This window comes from Amycolatopsis sp. NPDC041971, assembly GCF_055588925.1.
This window is the reverse complement of the sequence record NZ_JBVJCE010000016.1, coordinates 82956-103658: the sequence shown is the minus strand read 5'-3', so window position 1 is coordinate 103658 and position 20703 is coordinate 82956. Positions and strand designations below refer to the sequence as shown.

The window sequence follows — 20703 nt, the reverse complement described above, 5'->3', positions numbered from 1 at the left end:
ACAAGGCCGTGGTGTCACGGCTCAAGGACTGGTCAGGTACCGGCAGCCGACCCCGCCCTCCGCGGCGACAGGGGTATGACGCGCGAGGGACCGGCTCAGGTTCCATTCGCGCCAATCATCGTCCGGGATTCCGGTCACGACCGGCCTGAGCACGCAGGAGCGCAGCGGCTCCGAAAGCCGGTCCACCGACGGCACCACATCGGCGGAAAACCGGGAAAGGTAGGCGGTGTCGAGTATCTTGCCGTGCGCGATCCGGTCGATGTTGCGGTCGGCGATGAACCGTTCCGGATCGAGGACGGCCAGTCCCAGCAGTGCCGCGACGGCGGCTCCGATGGCCGCGCGCGGCAGCCAGGCCGACCGCAGCGGGATCAGGGAGATGAGTACCAGCAGGAAGATCAGGCCGATCCAGAGTTCGCAGACCTCGACCAGCAGCCGCAGCACGGTGAACCCGTACGCCTGCTGGTATGTCCACATGCGACTCAACGCCGACGTGACCAGCACCAGGCTGAGCACGCTCAGCGCTCCGAGCAGCCCGCGCTGCCAGGCGCGATCGGCCGCCGAGGACTTCGGTGCCCAGCGCAGCGCGGCGGCGACCAGCAGCAGCGTCAGCACGGTGATGGCGGACAGCTGCCAGAACCCGCTCCTGGCGTATTCGGCCGCCGTCAGGCCGCTCGTGGCCAGGAGGTATTCGGTGCCGCCGAACAACATGACCAGGCGGACCACGACGAAGCTCGTGAACAGCAGCGTCAGCACACCCAGCGGTAACGTCCATTCGAGCCGGTGCGTCAGCCGTTTGCGGGGCGTTTCGGCGGAGGCACTGTCGGCGGGCAGCGGTGGCGCCGCCAGCAGGTAGCACGCCCCGGTGACGGCGAACGCGGCCACGACGAAGAGGAAACCCCAGCGCACGAAGGTTCCCGGGTTCAGTTCGGGGATCACCGCGTCGACGACGCTCGCGAACGCGGCGTCCGCGCCGCGCAACAGCGGGACGAACACCAGCAGCAGTCCGGCGCTCGCCAGTACCGGCAGCAGGAACCTCGGCCGCGCGCGGCCTTCCTGTTTCGTGCCGAGCTTCGCGAGTCCGCGCCCGATCCACGGGATCGAAAGCAGCGCCTCGATCGGGACCGCGAAGACGTCGTAGACGATCGTGTTCACCGTGCGTTTCCCGACCACCGCGAGGGATCCGGCCACGAACGCGGCGAGTACGCAGAGCACGTTCAGCCAGACCGACGCGCGGAACATGCCGACGGCGAGCAGTCCCAGCGCGGCCGCCGCCCACACCGCGTTGACCGGGCGGAAGTGCGGTTCGGCGTCGCCGCGGGCGCGTTTGTCGGCGAAGTAGACAGCCATCGCGAAGGCGAGCCCGGCGACGAACCAGCCGGCTCCAGGGTCGTCCGGCATGGCGATGGCGGTGACCAGTCCGGCCGCGACCGCCGCGGGCAGGACCGAACCGGGCAGCGGGACGATCGCCGATTTGGGCGGTACGCGGGGCCGCATCAGCACCGGGACCTGCGTGGACGGCAGGGGCTTGGGCGGCAGGGTGGTCGTCGCCGACGGGGGTGACGCGTGCGCCTGCCGGTCTTCGGGTTCTTCGCTCATCCAATCCTCCAGTTTGCGAAAGCACATATCGCAGTGTGCGCGGAGCCGCCGAGAACACGCGGCAGGGAACTAGGGAACGGGGATCACGACGCGGATGACACAGCCCGGCCGCTGCTCGGGGGTGACGACGGCGATGCTGCCGTCGTGGAGATCGACCACCCATCGCGCGATGGCGAGGCCGAGGCCGGTGCCCCCGCCGCCGGCCCGCTCGCCGCGGGTGAACCGCTCGAACACGCTGTCCCGCTCCCCCGGCGGGATCCCGGGGCCTTCGTCTTCGACCTCGATGACGACGTCGGCCTCACGGACCTCCGCCCGCACCCGGACCTCGCCCCCGGCCGGTCCGTGCCGGACGGCGTTGTCGAGCAGGTTGACCACCACCTGGTAGAGCCGGCCGCGGTCGGCGACGGCCGTCGCGCCGGGTGGCCGGACGTCGACGGCGAACCGCACGCCTCGGCCGGTCGCGGCGGCGGTGATCCCCGCTTCGGCGGCGACCTCCTCCAGCAGCAGTTCGAGGTCGAACTCCTCCAGCTGCAACGGGAAAGCACCCGCGTCGATCCGCGAGAGGTCGAGCAGTTCCGAGACCAGCCTGCCGAGCCGTTCGGTCTGCTGCAGCGCCGTCTTCAACGTCGCCGGATCGGGTTCGGCGACGCCGTCGACCAGGTTCTCCAGCACCCCGTTCAGCGCGGTGATCGGCGTGCGGAGTTCGTGGGAGACGTTCGCGATCAGCTCGCGACGGCGCTGATCCGAGGCGTCGAGGTCGGCGGCCATCTGGTTGAAGGCGTGCGACAGCTCCCCGACCTCGTCACGGGCGGTGGCGCGGACCCGCCGGGTGTAGTCGCCCTTGGCCATCGCGCGGGCGGCGGCGGTCATCTCGCGCAGCGGCCTGGTCATCCCGTGCGCCAGGATCTGCGAGGTGACCACGGCGAGCACCATCGCGGCGATCGTGGTCCGCGGCGGCAGCCAGCCGATCTGCCAGTTGAAGAAGGCGAACGCGATACCGCCCGAGGACACCAGCAGGATCGCGAGTTTGAGTTTGATCGAGCGGACCGGGTCGAGCGGTCTCGGGAGCGCGTCGACGATCCGGCCGAACAGCGGGCGAAGTTTCACGATCCCACCTCCAGGGCGTAACCGACGCCGTGCACGGTGCGGATGAGGTCCGCGCCCAGTTTGCGGCGCAGCGCCTTGATGTGACTGTCGACCGCGCGGGTGCCCGAACCCGTACCCGCGACGTCCCAGTCCCAGACCTCGCTCAGCAGGCGTTCCCTCGGCTGCACCGCTCTCGGGCGCTTCGCGAAATGGACGAGGAGGTCGAACTCGATCGGCGTCAGCTGGGCCGGAGTACCCGCCCGCGTGACCCGCCGCTGCTCGACGTCGATTTCGAGGTCGCCGAGCACGATCTTCGTACCCGCTTCGCTCACGTCGGTCCGGGCCGACCGTTCGACACGGCGCAGCAGCGCGTGCACCCTCGCCGAGAGCACCCGCATGGAGAACGGCTTGGTGAGGTAGTCGTCGGCGCCGACGCCGAGACCGATCAGCATGTCCGTCTCGTCCGAACGGGCGGTCAGCATCAGCACCGGGACCGGGCGGCGGGCCTGGATCCGGCGGCAGACCTCGAGCCCGTCGAATCCCGGCAGCATCACGTCGAGCACCACCAGATCCGGTTCCCGGTCGGCGTCGGTCTCGACGCCGGAAGGGCCGTCGTGCGCCAGATCCACGGTGAATCCCTCGGCCCGCAGCCGCGCGGCGATGCTTTCGGCGATCGTCACGTCGTCCTCGACGACCAGCACCCGGCGTCCTCCCAGTTCCATGGGGATGACTGTAAGCACCGGCCGTGGAGACCATCCGGGTGAGCTGTGGAGATCCTGTGGAGATGTTTCAGCCCGTTTGCCGGATTGCTACGCCCATGTGTGTGACGCAGGTCATGCACCAGGAGCCTTTGAACGCAATCGACAGTCTGCGCTTCGACGCCCTCAACAGTGAACAGTCTGCCAGTCCCACCCGCGCGGCGCGGGCGAGCACGATTCCGCAATGGAGCCGACGGCACGCGGTACGCAGTACGTGCACCCTGATGGCCGGGTGGAACTCGGCGAGGTCGAGTCCTTGAAGGACAGCCGCTTCTACAACGAAGAACTCGCCCCGGTCCCGGTCGAAAAGCGGACCTGGACCACCTACACCTATTTCGCGCTGTGGATGGGCATGGCGCACAACATCCCGTCCTACGCGCTCGCCGCGTCACTGATCGCGCTCGGGATGAACTGGGTGCAGGCGCTGCTCACGATCACCATCGGCAACCTGATCGTGCTGATCCCGATGCTGCTCAACAGCCACGCCGGGACGAAGTACGGCATCCCGTTCCCGGTGTTCGCCCGCGCCTTCTTCGGCATGCGCGGCGCGAACCTGGCGGCATTGCTGCGGGCGTTCATCGCGTGCGGCTGGTTCGGCATCCAGACCTGGGTCGGCGGCGAGGCGATCTACATCATCGTCGGGCGGCTCGCGGGCTCCGGCTGGAAGGACTCCACCGTCGTCCTCGGCCAGCACTGGACACTGTGGCTTTCGTTCGGGGTGTTCTGGCTGGTCCAGATGCTCATCATCTGGCGCGGCATGGAGGCGGTCCGCAAATTCGAGAACTGGACGGCGCCGCTGGTGTCGGTCGGCTTCCTGATCCTGCTGGGTTACGTGCTGGTCAAGGCGGGCGGCTTCGGCCCGATCCTGGCCGAGCCCGGCAGACTCGGCTGGGGGCCGGACTTCTGGAAGGTGTTCGCCCCGGCGCTGATGGCGATGATCGCGTTCTGGTCGACGCTTTCGCTGAACATGCCGGACTTCACCCGGTTCGGCGGCAGCCAGGGCAAACAGGTCCGCGGTCAGCTCCTCGGCCTGCCGACCACGATGACGTTCATCGCGATCGTGGCCATCCTGACCACCTCGGGCGGCAGCGTCCTCTACGGCGAGCAGATCTGGGACCCGGCGAAACTGGCCGACCGGTTCGACTCGCCGGTCGTCGTGGTCGTCGCGCTGATCGCGCTGGTGCTGGCGACCGTGTCGGCGAACCTCGCGGCCAACGTGGTCAGCCCGTCCTACGACTTCTCCAACGCGTTCCCGAAGAAGATCACCTTCGCCGTCGGCGGACTGATCACCGGGATCATCGGCATCCTCATCCAGCCGTGGCGGCTCTACTCCGATCCGAACATCTACATCTTCGCGTGGCTCGGTTTCTACGGCGGCCTGCTCGGCGCGGTCGCCGGGGTGCTCGTCGCCGGCTACTGGGTGGTCAACCGCACCAAGCTGCACCTGCGGGAGCTCTACACCGAACGCGGCGTCTACTGGTTTAACGGCGGCTGGAACTGGCGTGCGCTCGTCGCGACGCTCGTCGGCGCCGTGCTCGCGGTCGGCGGCGCGTACGGCGGGCCGTTCCCCGCGGACGGGCTGATCCCGCTCCTGAAACCGCTCTACGACTACAACTGGGTCGTCGGCCTGGCGAGCGCTTTCGTCGTCTACCTGCTGTTGGCCCTGCCCGAGCGCAAGCGCACCGCCTATCCGAAGGAGGAAGCAAGTGAGCGACCTGGTCCGAGCCGGATTGATCCAGCAGCGGTGGACGGGTGACAAGGAGTCGATGACGGCGAACGCCGTCGAAGCGATCGGCAAGGCCGCTTCGCAGGGCGCGCAGGTCGTCTGCCTGCAGGAGTTGTTCTACGGCCCGTACTTCTGCCAGGTACAGGACACCGACTACTACTCCTACACCGAAGGCATCCCCGACGGGCCGACGACGAAGCTCATGCAGGAGGTCGCCGAACGCCACGGCGTCGTGCTGGTCGTCCCGATGTACGAGGTCGAGCAGCCCGGCGTCTACTACAACACCGCCGCGGTGATCGACGCCGACGGCACGTACCTCGGCAAGCATCGCAAGAACCACATTCCGCAGGTGAAGGGGTTCTGGGAGAAGTTCTACTTCCGGCCCGGGAACCTGGGCTACCCGGTGTTCGACACCGCCGTCGGCCGCATCGGCGTCTACATCTGTTACGAGCGGCACTTCCCGGAGGGCTGGCGCGCGCTGGGCCTGGGGGGCGCGAAGATCGTGTTCAACCCGTCGGCGACCAGCCGTGGTCTTTCGGAGTACCTGTGGCGGCTGGAGCAGCCCGCGGCCGCCGTCGCGAACGAGTACTACGTCGGCACGATCAACCGCGTCGGAGTGGAACCCTTGGGCGACAACGATTTCTACGGCCAGACGTATTTCGCCGACCCGCGCGGCCAGCTGGTCGGCGAAGCCGCGTCCGACACCGAGGAGGAGATCGTCGTCCGCGACCTCGACATGGGTCTGCTCGCCGAAATCCGGGATCTCTGGGCCTTCTACCGAGACCGCCGTCCCGACAGCTACGGACCCCTCGCGGAGGCGTGATGACCACCCTCGTCAGCGGCGGCCAGGTGCTGTCCACGGCGGGCGCTTCGGCGGCGGACGTCCTCGTCGACGGCGAGACGATCTCGGCCGTCTGCGCACCGGGAGCTTTGGGCCCAGCCGACCACGTTATCGACGCCACCGGGAAGTACGTGCTGCCCGGCGGGATCGACGCGCACACCCATCTGGAGATGCCGTTCGGCGGGACGCGTTCCGCCGACACCTTCGGCACCGGGACGACGGCGGCGGCGTGGGGCGGGACGACCACGATCATCGACTTCGCCGTCCAGGCCAAGGGCACCTCACTGCTGTCCACTATGGACAAGTGGCACGAGAAGGCCGACGGCAACTGCGCCATCGACTACGGCTTCCACATGATCGTCTCCGACGTGAACGATTCGTCGTTGAAGGAGATGCGGGCCTGTGTCGACGGCGGGGTCGGCAGCTTCAAGATGTTCATGGCGTATCCCGGGGTCTTCTATTCCACGGACGGCGAGATCCTGCTGGCCATGCAGAAGGCACGCGAGATCGGCGCGACGATCATGATGCACGCGGAGAACGGCATCGCGATCGACCAGCTGGCCGCGCAGGCGTTCGCCGCCGGGAAGATCGACCCGGTGCAGCACGGGCTCACCCGGCCACCGGAGCTGGAAGGCGAGGCGACCTCGCGCGCGATCCAGCTGGCCAAGGTCACCGGAGCGCCGCTGTACATCGTGCACCTCTCGGCGTCCCAGGCGCTGGCCGCGGTCGCGGAAGCGCGCGACAACGGGCAGAACGTCTTCGCGGAGACGTGTCCGCAGTACCTCTATCTGTCCATTGAGGACTTGGCGAAGCCGGATTTCGAGGGTTCGAAGTACGTCGCCTCTCCCCCGTTGCGGGAGAAGTCGCATCAGGCGGATCTGTGGCGAGGGCTGCGCACCAACGACCTTTCGGTGGTGTCCACGGATCACTGTCCCTTCTGTTTCAAGGACCAGAAGGAACTCGGCCGCGGCGACTTCCGCGCGATCCCCAACGGGATCCCCGGCGTCGAACACCGGATGGACCTGCTGCACCAGGGTGTCGTGGCGGGCGAGCTCACCCTCGGCCGCTGGGTCGAAACCTGCTCGACCACCCCGGCGCGGATGTTCGGGCTGTACCCGCGCAAGGGTGTCATCGCGGCGGGTTCGGACGCGGACATCGTCGTCTACGACCCGGCGGCGAAGCAGACCCTGTCGGTCGAGACGCACCACATGAACGTGGACTACTCGGCCTACGAAGGAATGGAGATCACCGGCAAGGTCGAGACGGTGCTGTCCCGCGGCCGTGTGGTCGTGTCGCCGTCCGGCTTCTCGGGCAGTACGACGCACGGGAAATTCCTCTCGCGCGACCTGAACCAGTACCTGAACTGAGGCGGTGGCCGGATGGACTTCGGGATCGTTCTCCAGACCGACCCACCCGCACGCGACCTCGTGCGGCTGATGAAGGCCGCCGAGGATCAGGGTTTCCGCTACGGCTGGACGTTCGACTCGTGCGTGCTGTGGCAGGAACCGTTCGTCATCTACTCGCAGATCCTGGCCGCGACGTCTTCGATGATCGTGGGCCCGATGGTGACCAGCCCGGCCACCCGGGACTGGTCGGTGATGGCGTCGACCTTCGCCACGCTCAACGACATGTACGGCAACCGGACCGTCTGCGGGATCGGCCGCGGCGACTCGGCGCACCGGGTGGTCGGCATGCCACCGTCCACTTTGGCCACCGTGCGCGACTGCATGCACGTGGTCAAGGAACTGGCCGAAGGGCGTGAAGTCCTGTTGCGGGACAAGCCGGTCCAGATCCCCTGGATCCGCAACGGCAGACTCGAGATGTGGATGGCGGGATACGGGCCGAAGGCGTTGAAGACGGTCGGCGAACACGCCGACGGCTTCATCCTCCAGTGCGCCGATCCCGCGATCGCCCGGTGGACCATCGGTTCGGTCCGTGAGGCCGCCCGCGCGGCGGGGCGGGATCCGGCCGGGATCACGATCTGCCTCGCGGCCCCGGCGTACGTCGGCGACGATCTGGCGCATCAGCGGGAACAGTTGCGCTGGTTCGGCGGGATGGTCGGCAACCACGTCGCGGATCTCGTGGCGCGGTACGGCGATTCCGGGCCGGTGCCGCACGAGCTGACCGACTACATCCGCGAGCGGCAGGGTTATGACTACTCGCACCATGGGCGGGCGGGTAATCCGTCGACCGACTTCGTCCCGGACGAGATCGTGGACCGGTTCTGCCTGCTCGGGCCGTCTTCGGCGCACGGGGAACGGCTGGAGGAGCTGGCTTCGCTCGGCGTCGACCAGTTCTCGCTGTATCTGATGCACGATCAACGGGAAGAAACCCTGAAGCGGTACGGCTCCGAGGTCATCAACCACTGACGACCCGCATTTCGTCCTCTGAATGCGTTTCTCCCGCATTCAGAGGACGAAATGCGTGGGGTCAGGCGCCGAACCAGGCGGCGAGGGCCTCGCGCAGGCCTTCGGCGTCGGTGTCGCCCGCCCAGGCGACGTAGCCGTCCGGGCGGATCAGGAGGACGTCGGCGGGCCGGTCCTCGGCCTTCGCGGTGTGGACGTCGACGCTCGCCGCCTCAGCGAGTTCGCGGAGTTCGGGCCGGTCCGCGAGGTCGAGCAGGACCGGCCGCGCCGGACGCAGCAGTTCGGCGACGCTGGTCGCGCCCCGGTCGGTCTCCAGCGCGAGATCCGGGGCGAACGTACCGGCGAGCGCGTGCCCGGAACCCGGCATCGGGTAACGCGTGTCGGTCCCGGCGACGTGGGAGGCCAGCCGTCGCGCGGCCTGCTCGTCGTCCAGGAGTTCCTGGAAGACCGCGCGGAGCGCTTCGGCCGCGGCGTCGTGCCCGCGCCGCAACGCGACCTGCGCCTGTGACTGCACCAACGCGCGCGCACCGGCGGCGTGCCGTTCCGCGTGATAGGTGTCCAGCAGTCCTTCCGGCGCCCGGCCCTGGATATCCGCGGCCAGCTTCCACGCGAGGTTGACCGAGTCGGACATGCCGACGTTGATCGCCGTGCCGGTGGACGGCAGCAGGTGGGCCGCGTCGCCCGCCAGCAGGATCCGCCCTTCGCGGTAGCGCTCCGCCTGGCGGGCGGAGAACTGGTAGCGCGAGAGCCGGACCGGATCGCCCAGCGGGACGTCGCCGCCGAGCACCCGGCGGATGCTGTCCCCGAGTTCGGCCATGGTCATCGGCACGTCGTCGTCGACCTCGCCGGGATCGTCCTCCGTGGTCTGGATGAACAGGACCCCCGGCGTCAGCGAACCGAGCGCGAACACGCCGGCGTCGGTGCGGGTGAAGCCCGCCTTGATCCGGCCCAGTTCCGGCGTCTCGATGTCGCCGTTGTCGTGGACGGTCAGCCCGTCGGGGATCTCGACCTGCCCGATCCGGTTGACCTCGGGATAGGTGGTACCGGGGAATCCGATCCCCGCCATCGCGCGGACGGGACTGCGCCCGCCGTCGCAGCCCACCAGGTACGGGGCGGTGACTTCGTACGATCCGTCCGGGCCGCGCACCTCGGCGGTCACCGACTCGTCGTCCTGGCGCAACCCGACGACCTCGTGGCCGCGACGCACTTCCGTGCCGAGCTCGGCGGCGTACTCCTCCAGCAGCCGTTCCAGCGACTGCTGTCGTACCGAAAGCGCCTTCAGCGGCGGCTCCTCGAACCGGGTGAGATCGACGTGCACCCCACCGAACGGGAACCGATGCGGCGGAACGGGGTCGGTGACGAGCCCCCGCACCCGCTCCAGCAGGCCGCGATAGTGCAGCAGGTCCAGGATCTGCCCGCTGAGGCCGTGGGCCTTCGGAGTCTTCCCCTGTTCCGGCCGCCGTTCCAGGACCAGCGGGCGCGCACCGGCCAGCCGCAGTTCGGCGGCCAGCATCAGACCGGTCGGGCCGGCACCCACGATGATCACGTCGACGTCCGTCAAATCTTCACTCCTGTTCGGCCTGTTCTCGCTACGGCCGAGGATTCTGCGGCATCACCGGGGTCTTGCCGCAAGCCCCCCGGTGCGCTATACGTTGAACATGGAGGGGCGTGCCCCACCATTTTTCCGGGTACCCGCACCAGGGATCGCGCGCCCGCGAGACGAGACGCTGGCCGGGTGACCAGAATCCGCACCGCCACTGTGCTCACCGCCACTGTGCTCACCCTCACCGCACTCGCCGCCGTCACGATCACGCCCGCGGTTTCGGCCGCGCCGCGAGGTCTCGCCTGGGGTCCCTGTCCGTCCGGCTCGCCACCGGGCTACGACTGCGCCGAGATCGAGGTCCCGTTGTCCTATCAGGACCCGGGCGGTCCCCGGATCACCCTCGCGCTCGGCCGTCTCCCGGCGACGGACCAGAGGCACAAACGCGGCACCCTCTTCACCAACCCCGGCGGCCCCGGGAACCCCGGCCGCTTCAGCAAGTTCCAGACCCCGTCCCTGCACCGGCAGTTCGACATCGTCGGCTTCGACCCGCGCGGCGTCGGCGCCAGCACGCCGGTCCGATGCTTCACCAGTGACGCGGAAACCGAACCGCTCAAACGGGTTCTGGGGAACTTCCCGATCACCGGCGAACAGGAGATCCGGCAGTTCGCCGACGTCCGGGAGGTCGCCGCCTCGTGCGGCCGCAACGCCGGGCCGTTACTGGGGCACCTGTCCACCACGAACGTCGCCAGGGACCTCGACAGACTGCGCGAAACCGTCGGCGAGCCACGCCTGCGCTACTACGGGCTCTCCTACGGCACGTACCTCGGCGAGGTGTACGCCAATCTGTTCCCGCATCGCGTCGGCGCCTTGGCGCTGGACGCCGTCAACGATCCGATCGCCTGGTCCACCGGACACCGTCCGGAGGACGCGAACGTCCCGTTCAGCGCCAGGCTCGGCGGCTTCCGGGACGCGGACCGCGCGCTGCAGGCGTTCCTCGACGCGTGCGCGGCCGACACCCGGTGCGCCTTCCGCGAGCCGGGGACGGACTTGCGGGCCAAGTACGACGCGCTCCTCGACCGGCTCGAAGCCACGCCGGGCGCCATCACCTACCAGGAGGTCATCCGGCGTACCCACAACGCGCTGACCGACGAGGCCCGCTCCCCCGCGCTGGCGGAATTCCTTCAGTCCGCGACGAAACCCGTCGCGGCGAAGGCCATCGCGACACCCTTCGATTCCGCGTTGGGTGGCGGCGGGACGATCTGCGCGGACACGACGAACCCGCGTGACCCGGCCGCCTGGCCTCGCGCGGCCCGCGCGGCAGACCGGGAAAGCCGCGGTTTCGGTTCCTACGACACGTATCTCTCCCTGCCCTGCGCCTTCTGGCCCGTCTCCGATCCGGCGCGGTACACGGGACCGTGGAACCGGCCGACCGCGCCGATCCTGCTGCTGGCCAACGGCAAGGGCGACCCGGAAACGCCGTACGCCGGGGCGAAACGGACCGAACGCATCCTCGGCAACGCCCGGCTCTTGACGCTGGACGCCTGGGGGCACGGCGCCGCGAACCGCAGCGCCTGTGTCGACGCGGCACTCGACGCCTACCTGGCCTACGGACGCCTTCCGGCCCGCGGCACCGTCTGCGCCCCGGATCACGCGCCGTTCGACGCCAGGTAAGCGCGGGCGGCGCCCTCGTCGGTGAGCCAACCGGCGTAGTCGGAGAAGATGTTCGCGGACCGGCGCGCCACCTCGGGCGCCATCCGCGCGGCTTCCAGAGTGGCAGCACGTGATCCGGCGGCGGAGCGAGCAGATCGTTGCTCAGCCGGGTCGCGTGCTGCGCATGGCTTCCCCTCAGTCCACTAAGGCTTGGTACACCAGGTTCCTCAATTCGACGCGGATCGGATAGGTCGACGACGGCAGCAACTGGGTGAAGAACAGAACCGTGATGTCCTCGTCCGGATCGACCCAGAACGCGGTGCTCGCCGCGCCACCCCAGGCGAATTCCCCGGCGCTGGCCAGGGTCTTGGCCTTCGCCGGGTCGTCGAGCACGGAAAAGCCCAGCCCGAAGCCGAAACCGTCGTACGGCGCCTCGGAGAACCCGGTCCGTCCGCAGGTCTCCAGGTCCCCGCCGCCGGGCAGGTGGTTGGTCGCCATGAGCCGCACCGTGCGCGGGCCGAGCAGCCGGACGCCGTCGAGTTCGCCGCCGCGCAGCAGCATCTGGGCGAAACGGTGGTAGTCACCCGCCGTGGAGACCAGCCCGCTGCCACCCGAGAAGCACGAGGGCGCGACGCGGCCGACGTTGCCCAGCTCGTCGTGACGGAACGGCTCCTTGGTGCCCGGATGCGGCACGTAGAGCGCGGCCAGCCGGTCGAGATCACCGGAGGCGGCCTGGAAACCTGTCTCGTGCATGCCGAGCGGAGTGAAGATCCGCTCGGCGAAGAAAGTGTCGAGTGACTGACCGGAAACGACCTCGATGAGCCTGCCGAGGATGTCCGTCGCGACCGAATAGTTCCATTCCGAACCCGGCTGGAACAGCAACGGCAGCCGCGCGATCGCTTCGGAAACGCCCGCCAGATCGAGTCCCGGCGCGGTGCCGAAGTCGAACCCCGCCTCGCGGTAGAGCATGTCGACCGGATGCGTGCGGTGGAAACCGTAGGTCAGCCCCGCGGTGTGGGTGAGCAGATGCCAGAGGCGGATCGGTTCGGCCGCGGGCACGGTCGCCTGCTTCACCGACGAGCCCCCGACGAAGACCCGCGGTTCCGAGAACTCCGGAAGCCAGCGGGAGATCGGGTCCTTGAGGTCGATGAGCCCCGCTTCGACGAGCATCATCGCGGCGACGGAGGTGACCGGCTTCGTCATCGAGTAGACGCGCCAGATCGTGTCGGTCTCGACCGGCAGCCCGGCCTCGATGTCACGCTGCCCGTTCGACGCGAGATGCGCGACCTTCCCGTTCCTGGTCACCACGGCCAGGTACCCGGGAAGCCGGTTGCGCTCCAGATACCCGTCGAAGTGCTTGTCGATCCGGCGCAACCGCTCCGCGTCGAAACCCACCTCGGCCGGGTCGACGTCCACCTTCAGCTCGATCATGCGACCGAGGCTACGCGTTCCGCTCGGCCTGTTTCTCCAGTCGCCACGCCTCGTCGGTCTTCCCGATCCGCCAGTATCCGGAGATGGACAGCAGATCGCGGCGGATGCCCCGGTCTTCCAGCAGATGACGCCGCAGGTCCCGGACGAACCCGGCCTCGCCGTGGACGAACGCCTGCACGACACCTTCACGCCGGTCGAGCGCGCGGACTGCGGCCGCGAGATCGTCACCCCGGCTCCGGTGCAGCCAGGTGATCCGCGCGTCGCCCTTGGTGGTCAGCGACTGCTCTTCGGCGGCGTCCTCCACGAGGATGAACGCGTGCACGGGGACACCCGCCGGCATCGCCTCGAGCGAAGCGGCGATCGCCGGCAGGGCGCTCTCGTCCCCGGCGAGCAGATGCCAGTCGGCCTCCTCGCCCGGCGCGTACGCCCCACCGGGTCCGGAAATGAGCAGTTCGTCGCCCGGTTTCGCGGCGGCGGCCCACGGCCCGGCGACGCCCTCGTCACCGTGGTGGACGAAGTCGAGCACCAGTTCGCCGAGGTTCGGGTCGAAGGCCCGGACGGTGTAGGAGCGCATCCGCGGCCACTGCTCACGCGGCAGTTCCTCGCGGACACGCGCCAGGTCGAACGGCTCGGGATAAGTGACACCGGGCACCCGGAAGTGCACCTTGACGTAGGCGTCGGTGAATTCGTTGGGCTGGAACGAGGCGATCTCTTCGCCCCCAGCGACGATCCGGACCATATGCGGGGTGATCCGCTCGGTGCGCAGCACCCGCAACCGGGTCGCCGATACCGCTCTCCGCGCCTCGGCCATCCACGATTCCTTTCTTGGGTTAGGTGAACCTAACCGAGCGTACGCTTTTCGCCGCCGGGCCGGGCCAGGTTTCCCAGCATCCGATCGAAGCCCTCTCCGACGATGTACTCACCGCGATACCACCAGCCACCCCGCTGCGCGAGGAAACGACGCTCCGCGTCCATCTCGAAGCCGGAGTTGTATGGCTGGGCCCGCAGAGCCTCCGCCATTCCGGTGAAGACCTCGGCGACCGACGCGGGGACCACCCGGACACTTCGACCAGGAGCTTCACGAAGCCCGCGCGGTCGGATCGCTCACCCGGGTGTTCTGGAACGACGCGACGCGCCAGCCGCCGGATTCCTCCACGAGCACGTACGTCAGCGTCGATTCCCGGCCCGGCTCCGGTTTGCCCCCCGACAGCGACGACCCGCCGCCGGACACGACGATCGCGACGTCCGGCCGGATGAACCGCACCTTCGGCTCGCCACCGCCGGCCATCAGTTTCGACCCCGAGAGCGGACCCTCGAACAGGGAGCGGTGCGCGCTTTCGATCATCGCCTTGCCCGGCAGGTTCATCCCGAAAAAGGTCACGTAGTCGGCGTCTTCGGTGAAGAACGACGCGTACGCGACCGCATCGCCTTCGTTCCACGCGTCGGCGAGCCGGCTCAACACGGCCAGGACTTCGGTCTGTCGTTCGGTCATGGTGCCCTCCAGTGTGACGAACAGTGTTCGTTTGACGAACACCGTTCTACAGGCGAACGATGTTCGCGTCAAGTAGAGTTCCCCGGCATCCCCGGACCAGGAGGCGAACGAAGTGAGCAGGCCCCGGCGTCGCGCCGAAAAACCCGTGCTGTCCCAGGAGCTCGTGGTGAAGACGGCACTGGACCTCCTCGCCGCCGAGGGGCTGGAGGCGGTGAGCATGCGACGCGTGGCCCAGGCGCTGGAGACCGGCCCGGCGTCGCTCTACGCCCATGTCGCGAACAAGGAAGAGCTCCACGAGCTGATGGTCGACCACGTGCTCGCCTTCGGCCCGTTCCCCGAACCCGACCCGAACCGGTGGGTCGAGCAGGCGAAAGAGCTGCTGCGCGAGAACGTGCGCGCGCTGACGTCGTTCCCCGGGATCGCCAAGATCGCGTGGGCCATCCCCGTACCGGTCGGCGCGAACGCCTTGCAGCAGGCCGAAGCCATGCTCGCGGTGCTGCGCGCGGGCGGCCTCGACCTCAAGCGGGCACTGTTCGCCGCGGACGCGTTATGGCTCTACGCCAAGGCTTTCGCCTACGAAGGCGCCGGCTGGCAGCACGGCGACATCGACCTGGCCGAGCAGGAGGAACGCGGCAAGCGGATGGTCGAGTACATGACGTCGTTCCCACCCGGCGCCTTCCCGAACCTGCTGGCTTCGGGCGAGTACTTCACCGCGGAGACCGCGCAGGAACGGTTCGAGTTCGCCATCGACCAGTTCCTCCGCGGTCTGGCCTCCAGCACCTCGTAAGTGGGGACATCGAGCGTCTCCAATGCCCCATTGGGAACACTGACCAGAAGCCCGGGCAGTCGGCTGGGTCAGAGCAGCGCGACCGCGGCCGCGTACAGCGGCACCAGACGCACCCCAAGGACGCCTTCAACTCCGACATCTTCTTGCCGGACACCACCTGCGGCCGCCCGGCTTCCACCGCCCAGCGCAGCAACAAGCCTGCCCGCCGGACCCACCACTCACGTGAGCCGGCGCACCAGACCGTCCGCCAGCAACCTGCCGCGGTCGGTCAGCACAGCACGCTCCTGACCGTCCAAAGCGGACTGATCGAGCAGCCCTTCGGCGGCGGCGGCACGGGCTTCGGCCCGGCCGTCGTCGTCGAGCGCGTCGAGCAGAAGTCCTTCGGACAGCCGGAGTTCCAGCATCACACGTTCCAGATGCCGGTCTTCGTCGGTCAGCAGTTCGCGGCCCGCGGCCGGTGAGTCCCCGGCGGCGAGGGACGCGGCGTAGCGAGCCGGGTGCTTGACGTTCCACCAGCGGACGCCGCCGACGTGACTGTGCGCGCCGGGTCCGGCGCCCCACCAGTCGCCGCCGCGCCAGTAACCGATGTTGTGGCGGCAGCGGGCTTCTTCCGAGGTCGCCCAGTTGGACACCTCGTACCAGCGCAATCCCGCCGAAGCGAGGACGCGGTCGATCATCTCGTAGTCGGTGGCGAGCACGTCGTCGTCCGGCGCGGGCAGTTCACCGCGGCGGACGCGGCGGGCGAGCGCGGTGCCCTCTTCGACGATCAGCGCGTACGCCGAGACGTGGTCGACGCCGGCCGCCAGCACCGCGTCCAGCGAAGCCTGGAGATCTTCGACGCGCTCCCCCGGCGTTCCGTAGATGACGTCGAGGTTGACGTGCTCGAACCCGGCGGCACGCGCCTCTTCGGCGGCCGCGACCGGACGGCCCGGGGTGTGCACGCGATCGAGGATCTTCAGGACGTGCTGAGCGGCCGACTGCATCCCGAGTGAGATCCGGTTGTACCCGGCGTCGCGGATGCCCGCGAAGAACTCGGGCGAGGTGGACTCCGGATTGGACTCCGTCGTGACCTCTGCGTCCGGTGCGAGCCCGAAGGTGTCACGAACGGCGTCGAGAACGCTTCGGAGTCCGGCGGCGCCGAGCAGGGACGGGGTTCCGCCTCCGACGAAGACGGTGTCGACAGCGGGCGGCTTCCCCAGCACGCGCGCGGCCAGGTCGAACTCGCGGTTGAGGCCTTCCAGCCAGGACTGCGGCGATGAACCGCTGTCCAGCTCTCCGGCGGTGTAGGTGTTGAAGTCGCAGTAGCCGCAGCGGGTCGCGCAGAAAGGGACGTGCACGTAGACGCCGAACGGCCGGGTGCCGAGCCCTTCCAGCGCGCTCTCGGGGAGCGCGGACTCGACGGGTGTGGTGGTTTCGGGCAGCAACGCGGGCACACCCCAGTGTCCCCCACGCCGTGAAGGCCTCCTTCCCCGGGGAAAGAGGCCTTCACGGACGAGCTACGCCGGCGGCGACCCGGCGCGGCCCTCACTCACCCGAAGCGGTACTAGGCCAAGCCGTTGGCGGCCAACCACTCCGGCGACGGCGGGATCACCTCGATGATGTCGATCAGGAAGCCGTTCAGGTCCTCGATGTAAAAGTGCCGCTGGCCGAATTCCTCGTCCACGAGTTCGGTGACGATCTTGACCCCCTCCTCGCGCAACCGCTCGTACTCGGCCGCCGCGTCGGCGACCATGAAGCCGACCATGGACCCGGCCGCCTCCTGCGCCCGCCAGGGCTCCGGAGTGGCCTTGTGACCACGCTTCGCGAAGCTCATCTCGTAGCCCGGGACCCCGACGTTGAGGCTGGAGAACCAGTCCAGCTCGATCGTCACCGTCAACTGCATGTGCCGCTTCCACCAGGCGGTGGTCTCGGCGATGTCGTCGACGAGCACACAAGCACCGAAACCGCTGAGTTGCATCTGGTGTTTCCTCCCGATTGTGAACCACTTGATGCGTAGTACTATAGACATAGTGGTTTGACCGAGGCAAGGAGAATGTTCCGATGCGACAGAATCCGGAGCGCCGGACCGCGCTCACCGACGCCGCGATCACCGTTCTCGCCCGCGAAGGCGCACGCGGTCTCACCTACCGCGCCGTGGACGTCGAAGCGGATGTCCCGCCGGGAACGACATCCAACTACTTCCGCAACCGGGACCAGCTACTGGGCGAGGTCGGCGTCCGCGTGCACGAACGGTTGTCGGCACCGGCCGACGTGATGGCGAACCCGCAGGCCGAGACGCCGTCCCACGACCGGGTCGGCGTCCTGCTCGGCGAACTCATGGGGCGGCTGACCGCTCACCGCGAGCCTTATCTCGCCCTGCTCGAACTCCGGCTCGAAGCCACCCGGCGCCCGGATCTTTCGGCCGAACTGACCAAGACCATCCGCGAGGGCATCGACATGAGCGTCGACTGGCACGTCGCGGCGGGGATGCCGGGCGGGCGCGCCGAGGTCCTGCTGATGTACCTCGCGCTGACCGGGCTCACCGTTGAACGGCTAACCCTGCCGGAGGTGCTCGCGGACGTCACCGACGAGGACGTCATCCGGGTCATCGTGGACCGCGTCCTCCCTTCTTGAACCGTGCGCGTTCTGCGTCACAATGCCCGCCGCGAACCCGGGCTTGACCTCTGAAACAGCCCCCTGACCAGTGAAAACAGCCGAGCTCGGACGGTGTTCCCAGCATTCGGACCGGCCTGGACCACATAGTGGGCGCGTGGCACGCTGAATCAATGACCCGCGCCGGAATCACCCTCGTGGCACGCCGCCACGTGGATCTCCGTCGCGTGGCGAGCGCGCTCTGTGCGACGAACCGCTGACTCCCCGCCACCACCACGATCTGCCGGAGGACTCCCATGTCGTCGCCCACGCGCGAAAACCCTGCCCGCACGCCCCGGGTCAAACAGAAACGGGGCGAGGGGCAGTGGGCTTTGGGTTACCGCGAGCCGTTGAACCCCAACGAGCGGTCCAAAAAGGACGACAACCCGCTCAACGTCCGGGCCCGGATCGAGAACATCTACGCCCGCGGCGGTTTCGATTCCATCGACCCGGGTGACCTCCGCGGCCGGTTCCGCTGGTTCGGTCTCTACACCCAGCGCAAACCGGGGATCGACGGCGGCCGCACGGCGACGCTGGAGCCCGAAGAGCTCGACGACCGCTACTTCATGCTGCGGGTCCGGCTCGACGGCGGCGCGCTGACCACCGACCAGCTGGCCGTGCTCGCCGAGATCTCGCAGACCCACGCGCGCGACACCGCCGACATCACCGACCGGCAGAACATCCAGTACCACTGGATCCAGATCGAGGACGTCCCGACGATCTGGGCCAAGCTGGAGAAGGCCGGGATGACCACGATGGAGGCCTGCGGCGACAGCCCGCGTGTCATCCTCGGCTCTCCCGTCGCCGGCATCGCCGCCGACGAGATCATCGACGGCACGCCCGCGATCGACGAGATCAAGCGCCGCTACATCGGCGACCCGCGCTACTCGAACCTGCCGCGCAAGTTCAAGACCGCGGTCTCCGGGCAGCAGGACGTCGCACACGAAATCAACGACGTCGCCTTCGTCGGCGTGAACCACCCCGAACACGGCCCCGGCTTCGACGTCTGGGTCGGCGGCGGCCTGTCCACCAATCCGATGATCGGGCAGCGGCTGGGCGCCTGGGTCCCGCTCGACGAGGTCCCCGACGTCTGGGAAGGCGTGATCAGCGTCTTCCGCGACTACGGCTACCGGCGGCTGCGCGCCCGCGCCCGGATCAAGTTCCTGGTGAAGGACTGGGGTGTGGCGAGGTTCCGCCAGGTACTGGAAGACGAGTACCTCAAGCGCAAGCTGACCGACGGCCCGGCACCCGAGTCGCCCGCCACCCAGATCGACCACGTCGGCGTGCACCCGCAGATCGACGGGAAGTTCTACGTCGGCGCCGCGCCGATCGCGGGCCGCGTCTCCGGGGCCACCCTGCTGGCGGTCGCCAAGGCCGCGGAGCGGGCCGGGTCGAATCGCGTCCGCCTGACCCCGCACCAGAAGCTCGTGGTCCTCGACGTCCCCGAGGCCGAGGTGAACGGGCTGAAGACCGAACTGGCCGAGCTCGGGCTTCAGACCGAGCCTTCGCCGTGGCGGCGCGGGATCATGGCCTGCACCGGCCTGGAGTTCTGCAAACTCGCGATCGTCGAGACGAAGGCCCGCGCGATCGACCTGGTCACCGAACTCGAGAAACGCCTCGCCGACATCCAGGCCGAGATCGAGAACCCGGTGACCGTGCATCTCAACGGCTGCCCCAACTCCTGCGCCCGGGTCCAGACCGCCGACATCGGGCTCAAGGGCCAGATCGTCACCGACGAGGACGGCAAGCAGGTCGAAGGCTTCCAGGTGCACCTCGGCGGCGGGCTCGGCCTCGACGCCGGATTCGGCCGGAAACTGCGCGGCCACAAGGTGACCGCGTCGGAGCTGACCGCGTATGTCGAAACGCTCGTGCGGGCCTACCTCGCCGGCCGCGAACCCGGTGAGCGGTTCGCCCAATGGGTCCTGCGGGCCGAAGAAGGCGTTCTGCAGTGACCGAACGAGCGACGCCGTACAACTGCCCTTTCTGTGGCGATGAAGACCTGCGGCCGGAAGAAGGCGGCTCCTGGCTGTGCTCGGCCTGCCGCCGGGTCTTCACCGTGAAGTTCCTCGGACTGTCCTTTCCGGAGGTGTCACCAGGATGACCGCCACTGCCGACTACAAGACGCTCGCCGATCGGGCTTCGCGGGAGCTCGCCGAGGCGACCGCGACCGAGGCCCTGCGCTGGACCGCGGAGACCTTCGGCGACGACTTCATCGTCGCGTCGAACATGCAGGACGCCGTCCTCATCGATCTGGCCACCCAGGTCAAATCCGACGTCGACGTGCTGTTCCTGCAGACCGGCTACCACTTCCCGGAGACCATCGGCACCCGTGACGCGGTGCAGGCGGTGTACCCGGGGGTGCGGATCGTCAACGCCGAGGCCGAGCAGAGCGTCGCCGATCAAGACGCCGAGTACGGCCCGAAGCTGCACGAGCGCGACCCGAACCAGTGCTGCCGGCTCCGCAAGGTCGTGCCGCTGCGGAACACACTCGCGAAGTACTCGGCGTGGGTGACCGGTGTCCGCCGGGTCGACGCGCCGACCCGCGCGGACACCCCGATCGTCACCTGGGACGACCGCAACGGGCTGGTGAAGATCAACCCGATCGCGCCGTGGTCCGACGACGAGTTCAGGGACTACATCGACGAGCACGGGATCCTTGAGAACCCGTTGGTGTCCATCGGTTATCTGTCGATCGGTTGCGCGCCGTGCACCGCGAAGGTCGCTCCGGGTCAGGACCCGCGCAGCGGCCGGTGGGCCGGACAGGGCAAGACCGAGTGCGGCTTGCACGGGTGAGAA

Annotated in this window: 21 protein-coding genes; 11 read left to right on the top strand and 10 right to left on the bottom strand. The window is 68.6% G+C overall.

Going from position 1 to position 20703, the window contains the following annotated elements; all coding sequences use genetic code 11:
* Window positions 1–21: 21 nt before the first annotated feature.
* From ACZ6DT_RS28440 to ACZ6DT_RS28430, 3 genes are all read right to left on the bottom strand, one after another.
* Entirely contained in the window at window positions 22–1596 is a 1575-nt protein-coding gene (locus ACZ6DT_RS28440) for a DUF4153 domain-containing protein (protein ID WP_465600811.1), read from the bottom strand.
* Window positions 1597–1665: 69 nt separating this feature from the next.
* Window positions 1666–2703, bottom strand: a complete 1038-nt coding sequence (locus ACZ6DT_RS28435) for a HAMP domain-containing sensor histidine kinase (RefSeq protein ID WP_465600808.1) — start codon at window positions 2701–2703, stop codon at window positions 1666–1668.
* Window positions 2700–3383 carry a response regulator transcription factor gene (locus tag ACZ6DT_RS28430; RefSeq protein ID WP_465601144.1) on the bottom strand — a complete coding sequence of 228 codons (684 nt, stop codon included), beginning with the start codon at window positions 3381–3383 and terminating at the stop codon, window positions 2700–2702. The genes ACZ6DT_RS28435 and ACZ6DT_RS28430 overlap by 4 nt, the downstream gene beginning before the upstream one ends.
* A gap of 241 nt (window positions 3384–3624) precedes the next feature.
* Between ACZ6DT_RS28430 and ACZ6DT_RS28425 the strand changes: the two genes are divergently transcribed.
* The 4 genes from ACZ6DT_RS28425 to ACZ6DT_RS28410 are packed head-to-tail and all read left to right on the top strand — an operon-like array spanning window position 3625 to window position 8376.
* Entirely contained in the window at window positions 3625–5196 is a 1572-nt protein-coding gene (locus ACZ6DT_RS28425) for an NCS1 family nucleobase:cation symporter-1 (protein ID WP_465600805.1), read from the top strand.
* Window positions 5147–5989: a nitrilase-related carbon-nitrogen hydrolase gene (locus tag ACZ6DT_RS28420; RefSeq protein WP_465600803.1), complete on the top strand. Its 843-nt coding sequence runs from the start codon at window positions 5147–5149 to the stop codon at window positions 5987–5989. The genes ACZ6DT_RS28425 and ACZ6DT_RS28420 overlap by 50 nt, the downstream gene beginning before the upstream one ends.
* Window positions 5989–7374, top strand: a complete 1386-nt coding sequence (gene hydA, locus ACZ6DT_RS28415; RefSeq protein WP_465600800.1) for a dihydropyrimidinase — start codon at window positions 5989–5991, stop codon at window positions 7372–7374. The genes ACZ6DT_RS28420 and hydA overlap by 1 nt, the downstream gene beginning before the upstream one ends.
* A gap of 12 nt (window positions 7375–7386) precedes the next feature.
* Complete coding sequence (locus ACZ6DT_RS28410; RefSeq protein WP_465600798.1) at window positions 7387–8376, top strand: TIGR03842 family LLM class F420-dependent oxidoreductase; 990 nt, start codon at window positions 7387–7389, stop codon at window positions 8374–8376.
* A 61-nt stretch (window positions 8377–8437) separates the two neighbouring features.
* Here the strand turns inward: ACZ6DT_RS28410 and ACZ6DT_RS28405 are convergent, their stop codons facing one another.
* Window positions 8438–9934: an FAD-dependent monooxygenase gene (locus ACZ6DT_RS28405; protein ID WP_465600795.1), complete on the bottom strand. Its 1497-nt coding sequence runs from the start codon at window positions 9932–9934 to the stop codon at window positions 8438–8440.
* 174 nt (window positions 9935–10108) lie between these two features.
* On the opposite strand from ACZ6DT_RS28405, the gene ACZ6DT_RS28400 reads away from it, so the two are divergent.
* Window positions 10109–11587, top strand: coding sequence for an alpha/beta hydrolase (locus tag ACZ6DT_RS28400; RefSeq protein ID WP_465600792.1), 1479 nt, complete (start codon window positions 10109–10111; stop codon window positions 11585–11587).
* Between the two features lie 174 nt (window positions 11588–11761).
* Here ACZ6DT_RS28400 and ACZ6DT_RS28395 read toward each other — a convergent pair whose 3' ends face one another.
* The 4 genes from ACZ6DT_RS28395 to ACZ6DT_RS28380 are packed head-to-tail and all read right to left on the bottom strand — an operon-like array spanning window position 11762 to window position 14489.
* A complete protein-coding gene (locus ACZ6DT_RS28395) occupies window positions 11762–12997 on the bottom strand; it encodes a serine hydrolase domain-containing protein (RefSeq protein ID WP_465600789.1) in 1236 nt (411 codons plus the stop codon).
* A gap of 10 nt (window positions 12998–13007) precedes the next feature.
* Window positions 13008–13808, bottom strand: coding sequence for a siderophore-interacting protein (locus ACZ6DT_RS28390; RefSeq protein ID WP_465600786.1), 801 nt, complete (start codon window positions 13806–13808; stop codon window positions 13008–13010).
* 29 nt (window positions 13809–13837) lie between these two features.
* The gene (locus ACZ6DT_RS28385; RefSeq protein ID WP_465600783.1) at window positions 13838–14053 is read right to left on the bottom strand and encodes a hypothetical protein; all 216 of its coding nucleotides are present in this window, start codon (window positions 14051–14053) and stop codon (window positions 13838–13840) included.
* A gap of 22 nt (window positions 14054–14075) precedes the next feature.
* A complete protein-coding gene (locus ACZ6DT_RS28380; RefSeq protein WP_465600780.1) occupies window positions 14076–14489 on the bottom strand; it encodes an SgcJ/EcaC family oxidoreductase in 414 nt (137 codons plus the stop codon).
* Window positions 14490–14601: 112 nt separating this feature from the next.
* On the opposite strand from ACZ6DT_RS28380, the gene ACZ6DT_RS28375 reads away from it, so the two are divergent.
* Entirely contained in the window at window positions 14602–15276 is a 675-nt protein-coding gene (locus ACZ6DT_RS28375) for a TetR/AcrR family transcriptional regulator (protein WP_465600777.1), read from the top strand.
* Between the two features lie 218 nt (window positions 15277–15494).
* Here the strand turns inward: ACZ6DT_RS28375 and hemW are convergent, their stop codons facing one another.
* Together hemW and ACZ6DT_RS28365 are read right to left on the bottom strand one after the other, a co-directional pair.
* Window positions 15495–16709 (bottom strand): radical SAM family heme chaperone HemW, encoded by a 1215-nt coding sequence (gene hemW / locus ACZ6DT_RS28370; protein ID WP_465600774.1) that lies wholly within the window; start codon window positions 16707–16709, stop codon window positions 15495–15497.
* A 110-nt stretch (window positions 16710–16819) separates the two neighbouring features.
* A complete protein-coding gene (locus ACZ6DT_RS28365; RefSeq protein ID WP_465600771.1) occupies window positions 16820–17233 on the bottom strand; it encodes a VOC family protein in 414 nt (137 codons plus the stop codon).
* 83 nt (window positions 17234–17316) lie between these two features.
* Between ACZ6DT_RS28365 and ACZ6DT_RS28360 the strand changes: the two genes are divergently transcribed.
* The 5 genes from ACZ6DT_RS28360 (at window position 17317) to ACZ6DT_RS28340 (ending at window position 20700) form a co-directional block, all read left to right on the top strand.
* Complete coding sequence (locus tag ACZ6DT_RS28360) at window positions 17317–17889, top strand: TetR/AcrR family transcriptional regulator (RefSeq protein WP_125793188.1); 573 nt, start codon at window positions 17317–17319, stop codon at window positions 17887–17889.
* 152 nt (window positions 17890–18041) lie between these two features.
* Window positions 18042–18128: a putative leader peptide gene (locus ACZ6DT_RS28355; RefSeq protein ID WP_360907593.1), complete on the top strand. Its 87-nt coding sequence runs from the start codon at window positions 18042–18044 to the stop codon at window positions 18126–18128.
* A gap of 36 nt (window positions 18129–18164) precedes the next feature.
* The gene (locus tag ACZ6DT_RS28350) at window positions 18165–19859 is read left to right on the top strand and encodes a nitrite/sulfite reductase (protein WP_465600767.1); all 1695 of its coding nucleotides are present in this window, start codon (window positions 18165–18167) and stop codon (window positions 19857–19859) included.
* Window positions 19856–20008 (top strand): Insertion element protein, encoded by a 153-nt coding sequence (locus ACZ6DT_RS28345; protein ID WP_465600764.1) that lies wholly within the window; start codon window positions 19856–19858, stop codon window positions 20006–20008. The genes ACZ6DT_RS28350 and ACZ6DT_RS28345 overlap by 4 nt, the downstream gene beginning before the upstream one ends.
* Window positions 20005–20700, top strand: a complete 696-nt coding sequence (locus ACZ6DT_RS28340) for a phosphoadenylyl-sulfate reductase (RefSeq protein ID WP_465600761.1) — start codon at window positions 20005–20007, stop codon at window positions 20698–20700. The genes ACZ6DT_RS28345 and ACZ6DT_RS28340 overlap by 4 nt, the downstream gene beginning before the upstream one ends.
* Window positions 20701–20703 lie beyond the last annotated feature (3 nt).

Coding starts and splice junctions, on each gene's coding strand:
- ACZ6DT_RS28365 (WP_465600771.1), bottom strand. CDS start 17,233: ATGCAACTCAGCGGTTTCGGTGCTTGTGTGCTCGTCGACGACATCGCC.
- ACZ6DT_RS28380 (WP_465600780.1), bottom strand. CDS start 14,489: ATGACCGAACGACAGACCGAAGTCCTGGCCGTGTTGAGCCGGCTCGCC.
- ACZ6DT_RS28360 (WP_125793188.1), top strand. CDS start 17,317: ATGCGACAGAATCCGGAGCGCCGGACCGCGCTCACCGACGCCGCGATC.
- ACZ6DT_RS28350 (WP_465600767.1), top strand. CDS start 18,165: ATGTCGTCGCCCACGCGCGAAAACCCTGCCCGCACGCCCCGGGTCAAA.
- ACZ6DT_RS28355 (WP_360907593.1), top strand. CDS start 18,042: ATGACCCGCGCCGGAATCACCCTCGTGGCACGCCGCCACGTGGATCTC.
- ACZ6DT_RS28425 (WP_465600805.1), top strand. CDS start 3,625: ATGGAGCCGACGGCACGCGGTACGCAGTACGTGCACCCTGATGGCCGG.
- hydA (WP_465600800.1), top strand. CDS start 5,989: ATGACCACCCTCGTCAGCGGCGGCCAGGTGCTGTCCACGGCGGGCGCT.
- ACZ6DT_RS28340 (WP_465600761.1), top strand. CDS start 20,005: ATGACCGCCACTGCCGACTACAAGACGCTCGCCGATCGGGCTTCGCGG.
- ACZ6DT_RS28410 (WP_465600798.1), top strand. CDS start 7,387: ATGGACTTCGGGATCGTTCTCCAGACCGACCCACCCGCACGCGACCTC.
- ACZ6DT_RS28390 (WP_465600786.1), bottom strand. CDS start 13,808: ATGGCCGAGGCGCGGAGAGCGGTATCGGCGACCCGGTTGCGGGTGCTG.
- ACZ6DT_RS28440 (WP_465600811.1), bottom strand. CDS start 1,596: ATGAGCGAAGAACCCGAAGACCGGCAGGCGCACGCGTCACCCCCGTCG.
- ACZ6DT_RS28395 (WP_465600789.1), bottom strand. CDS start 12,997: ATGATCGAGCTGAAGGTGGACGTCGACCCGGCCGAGGTGGGTTTCGAC.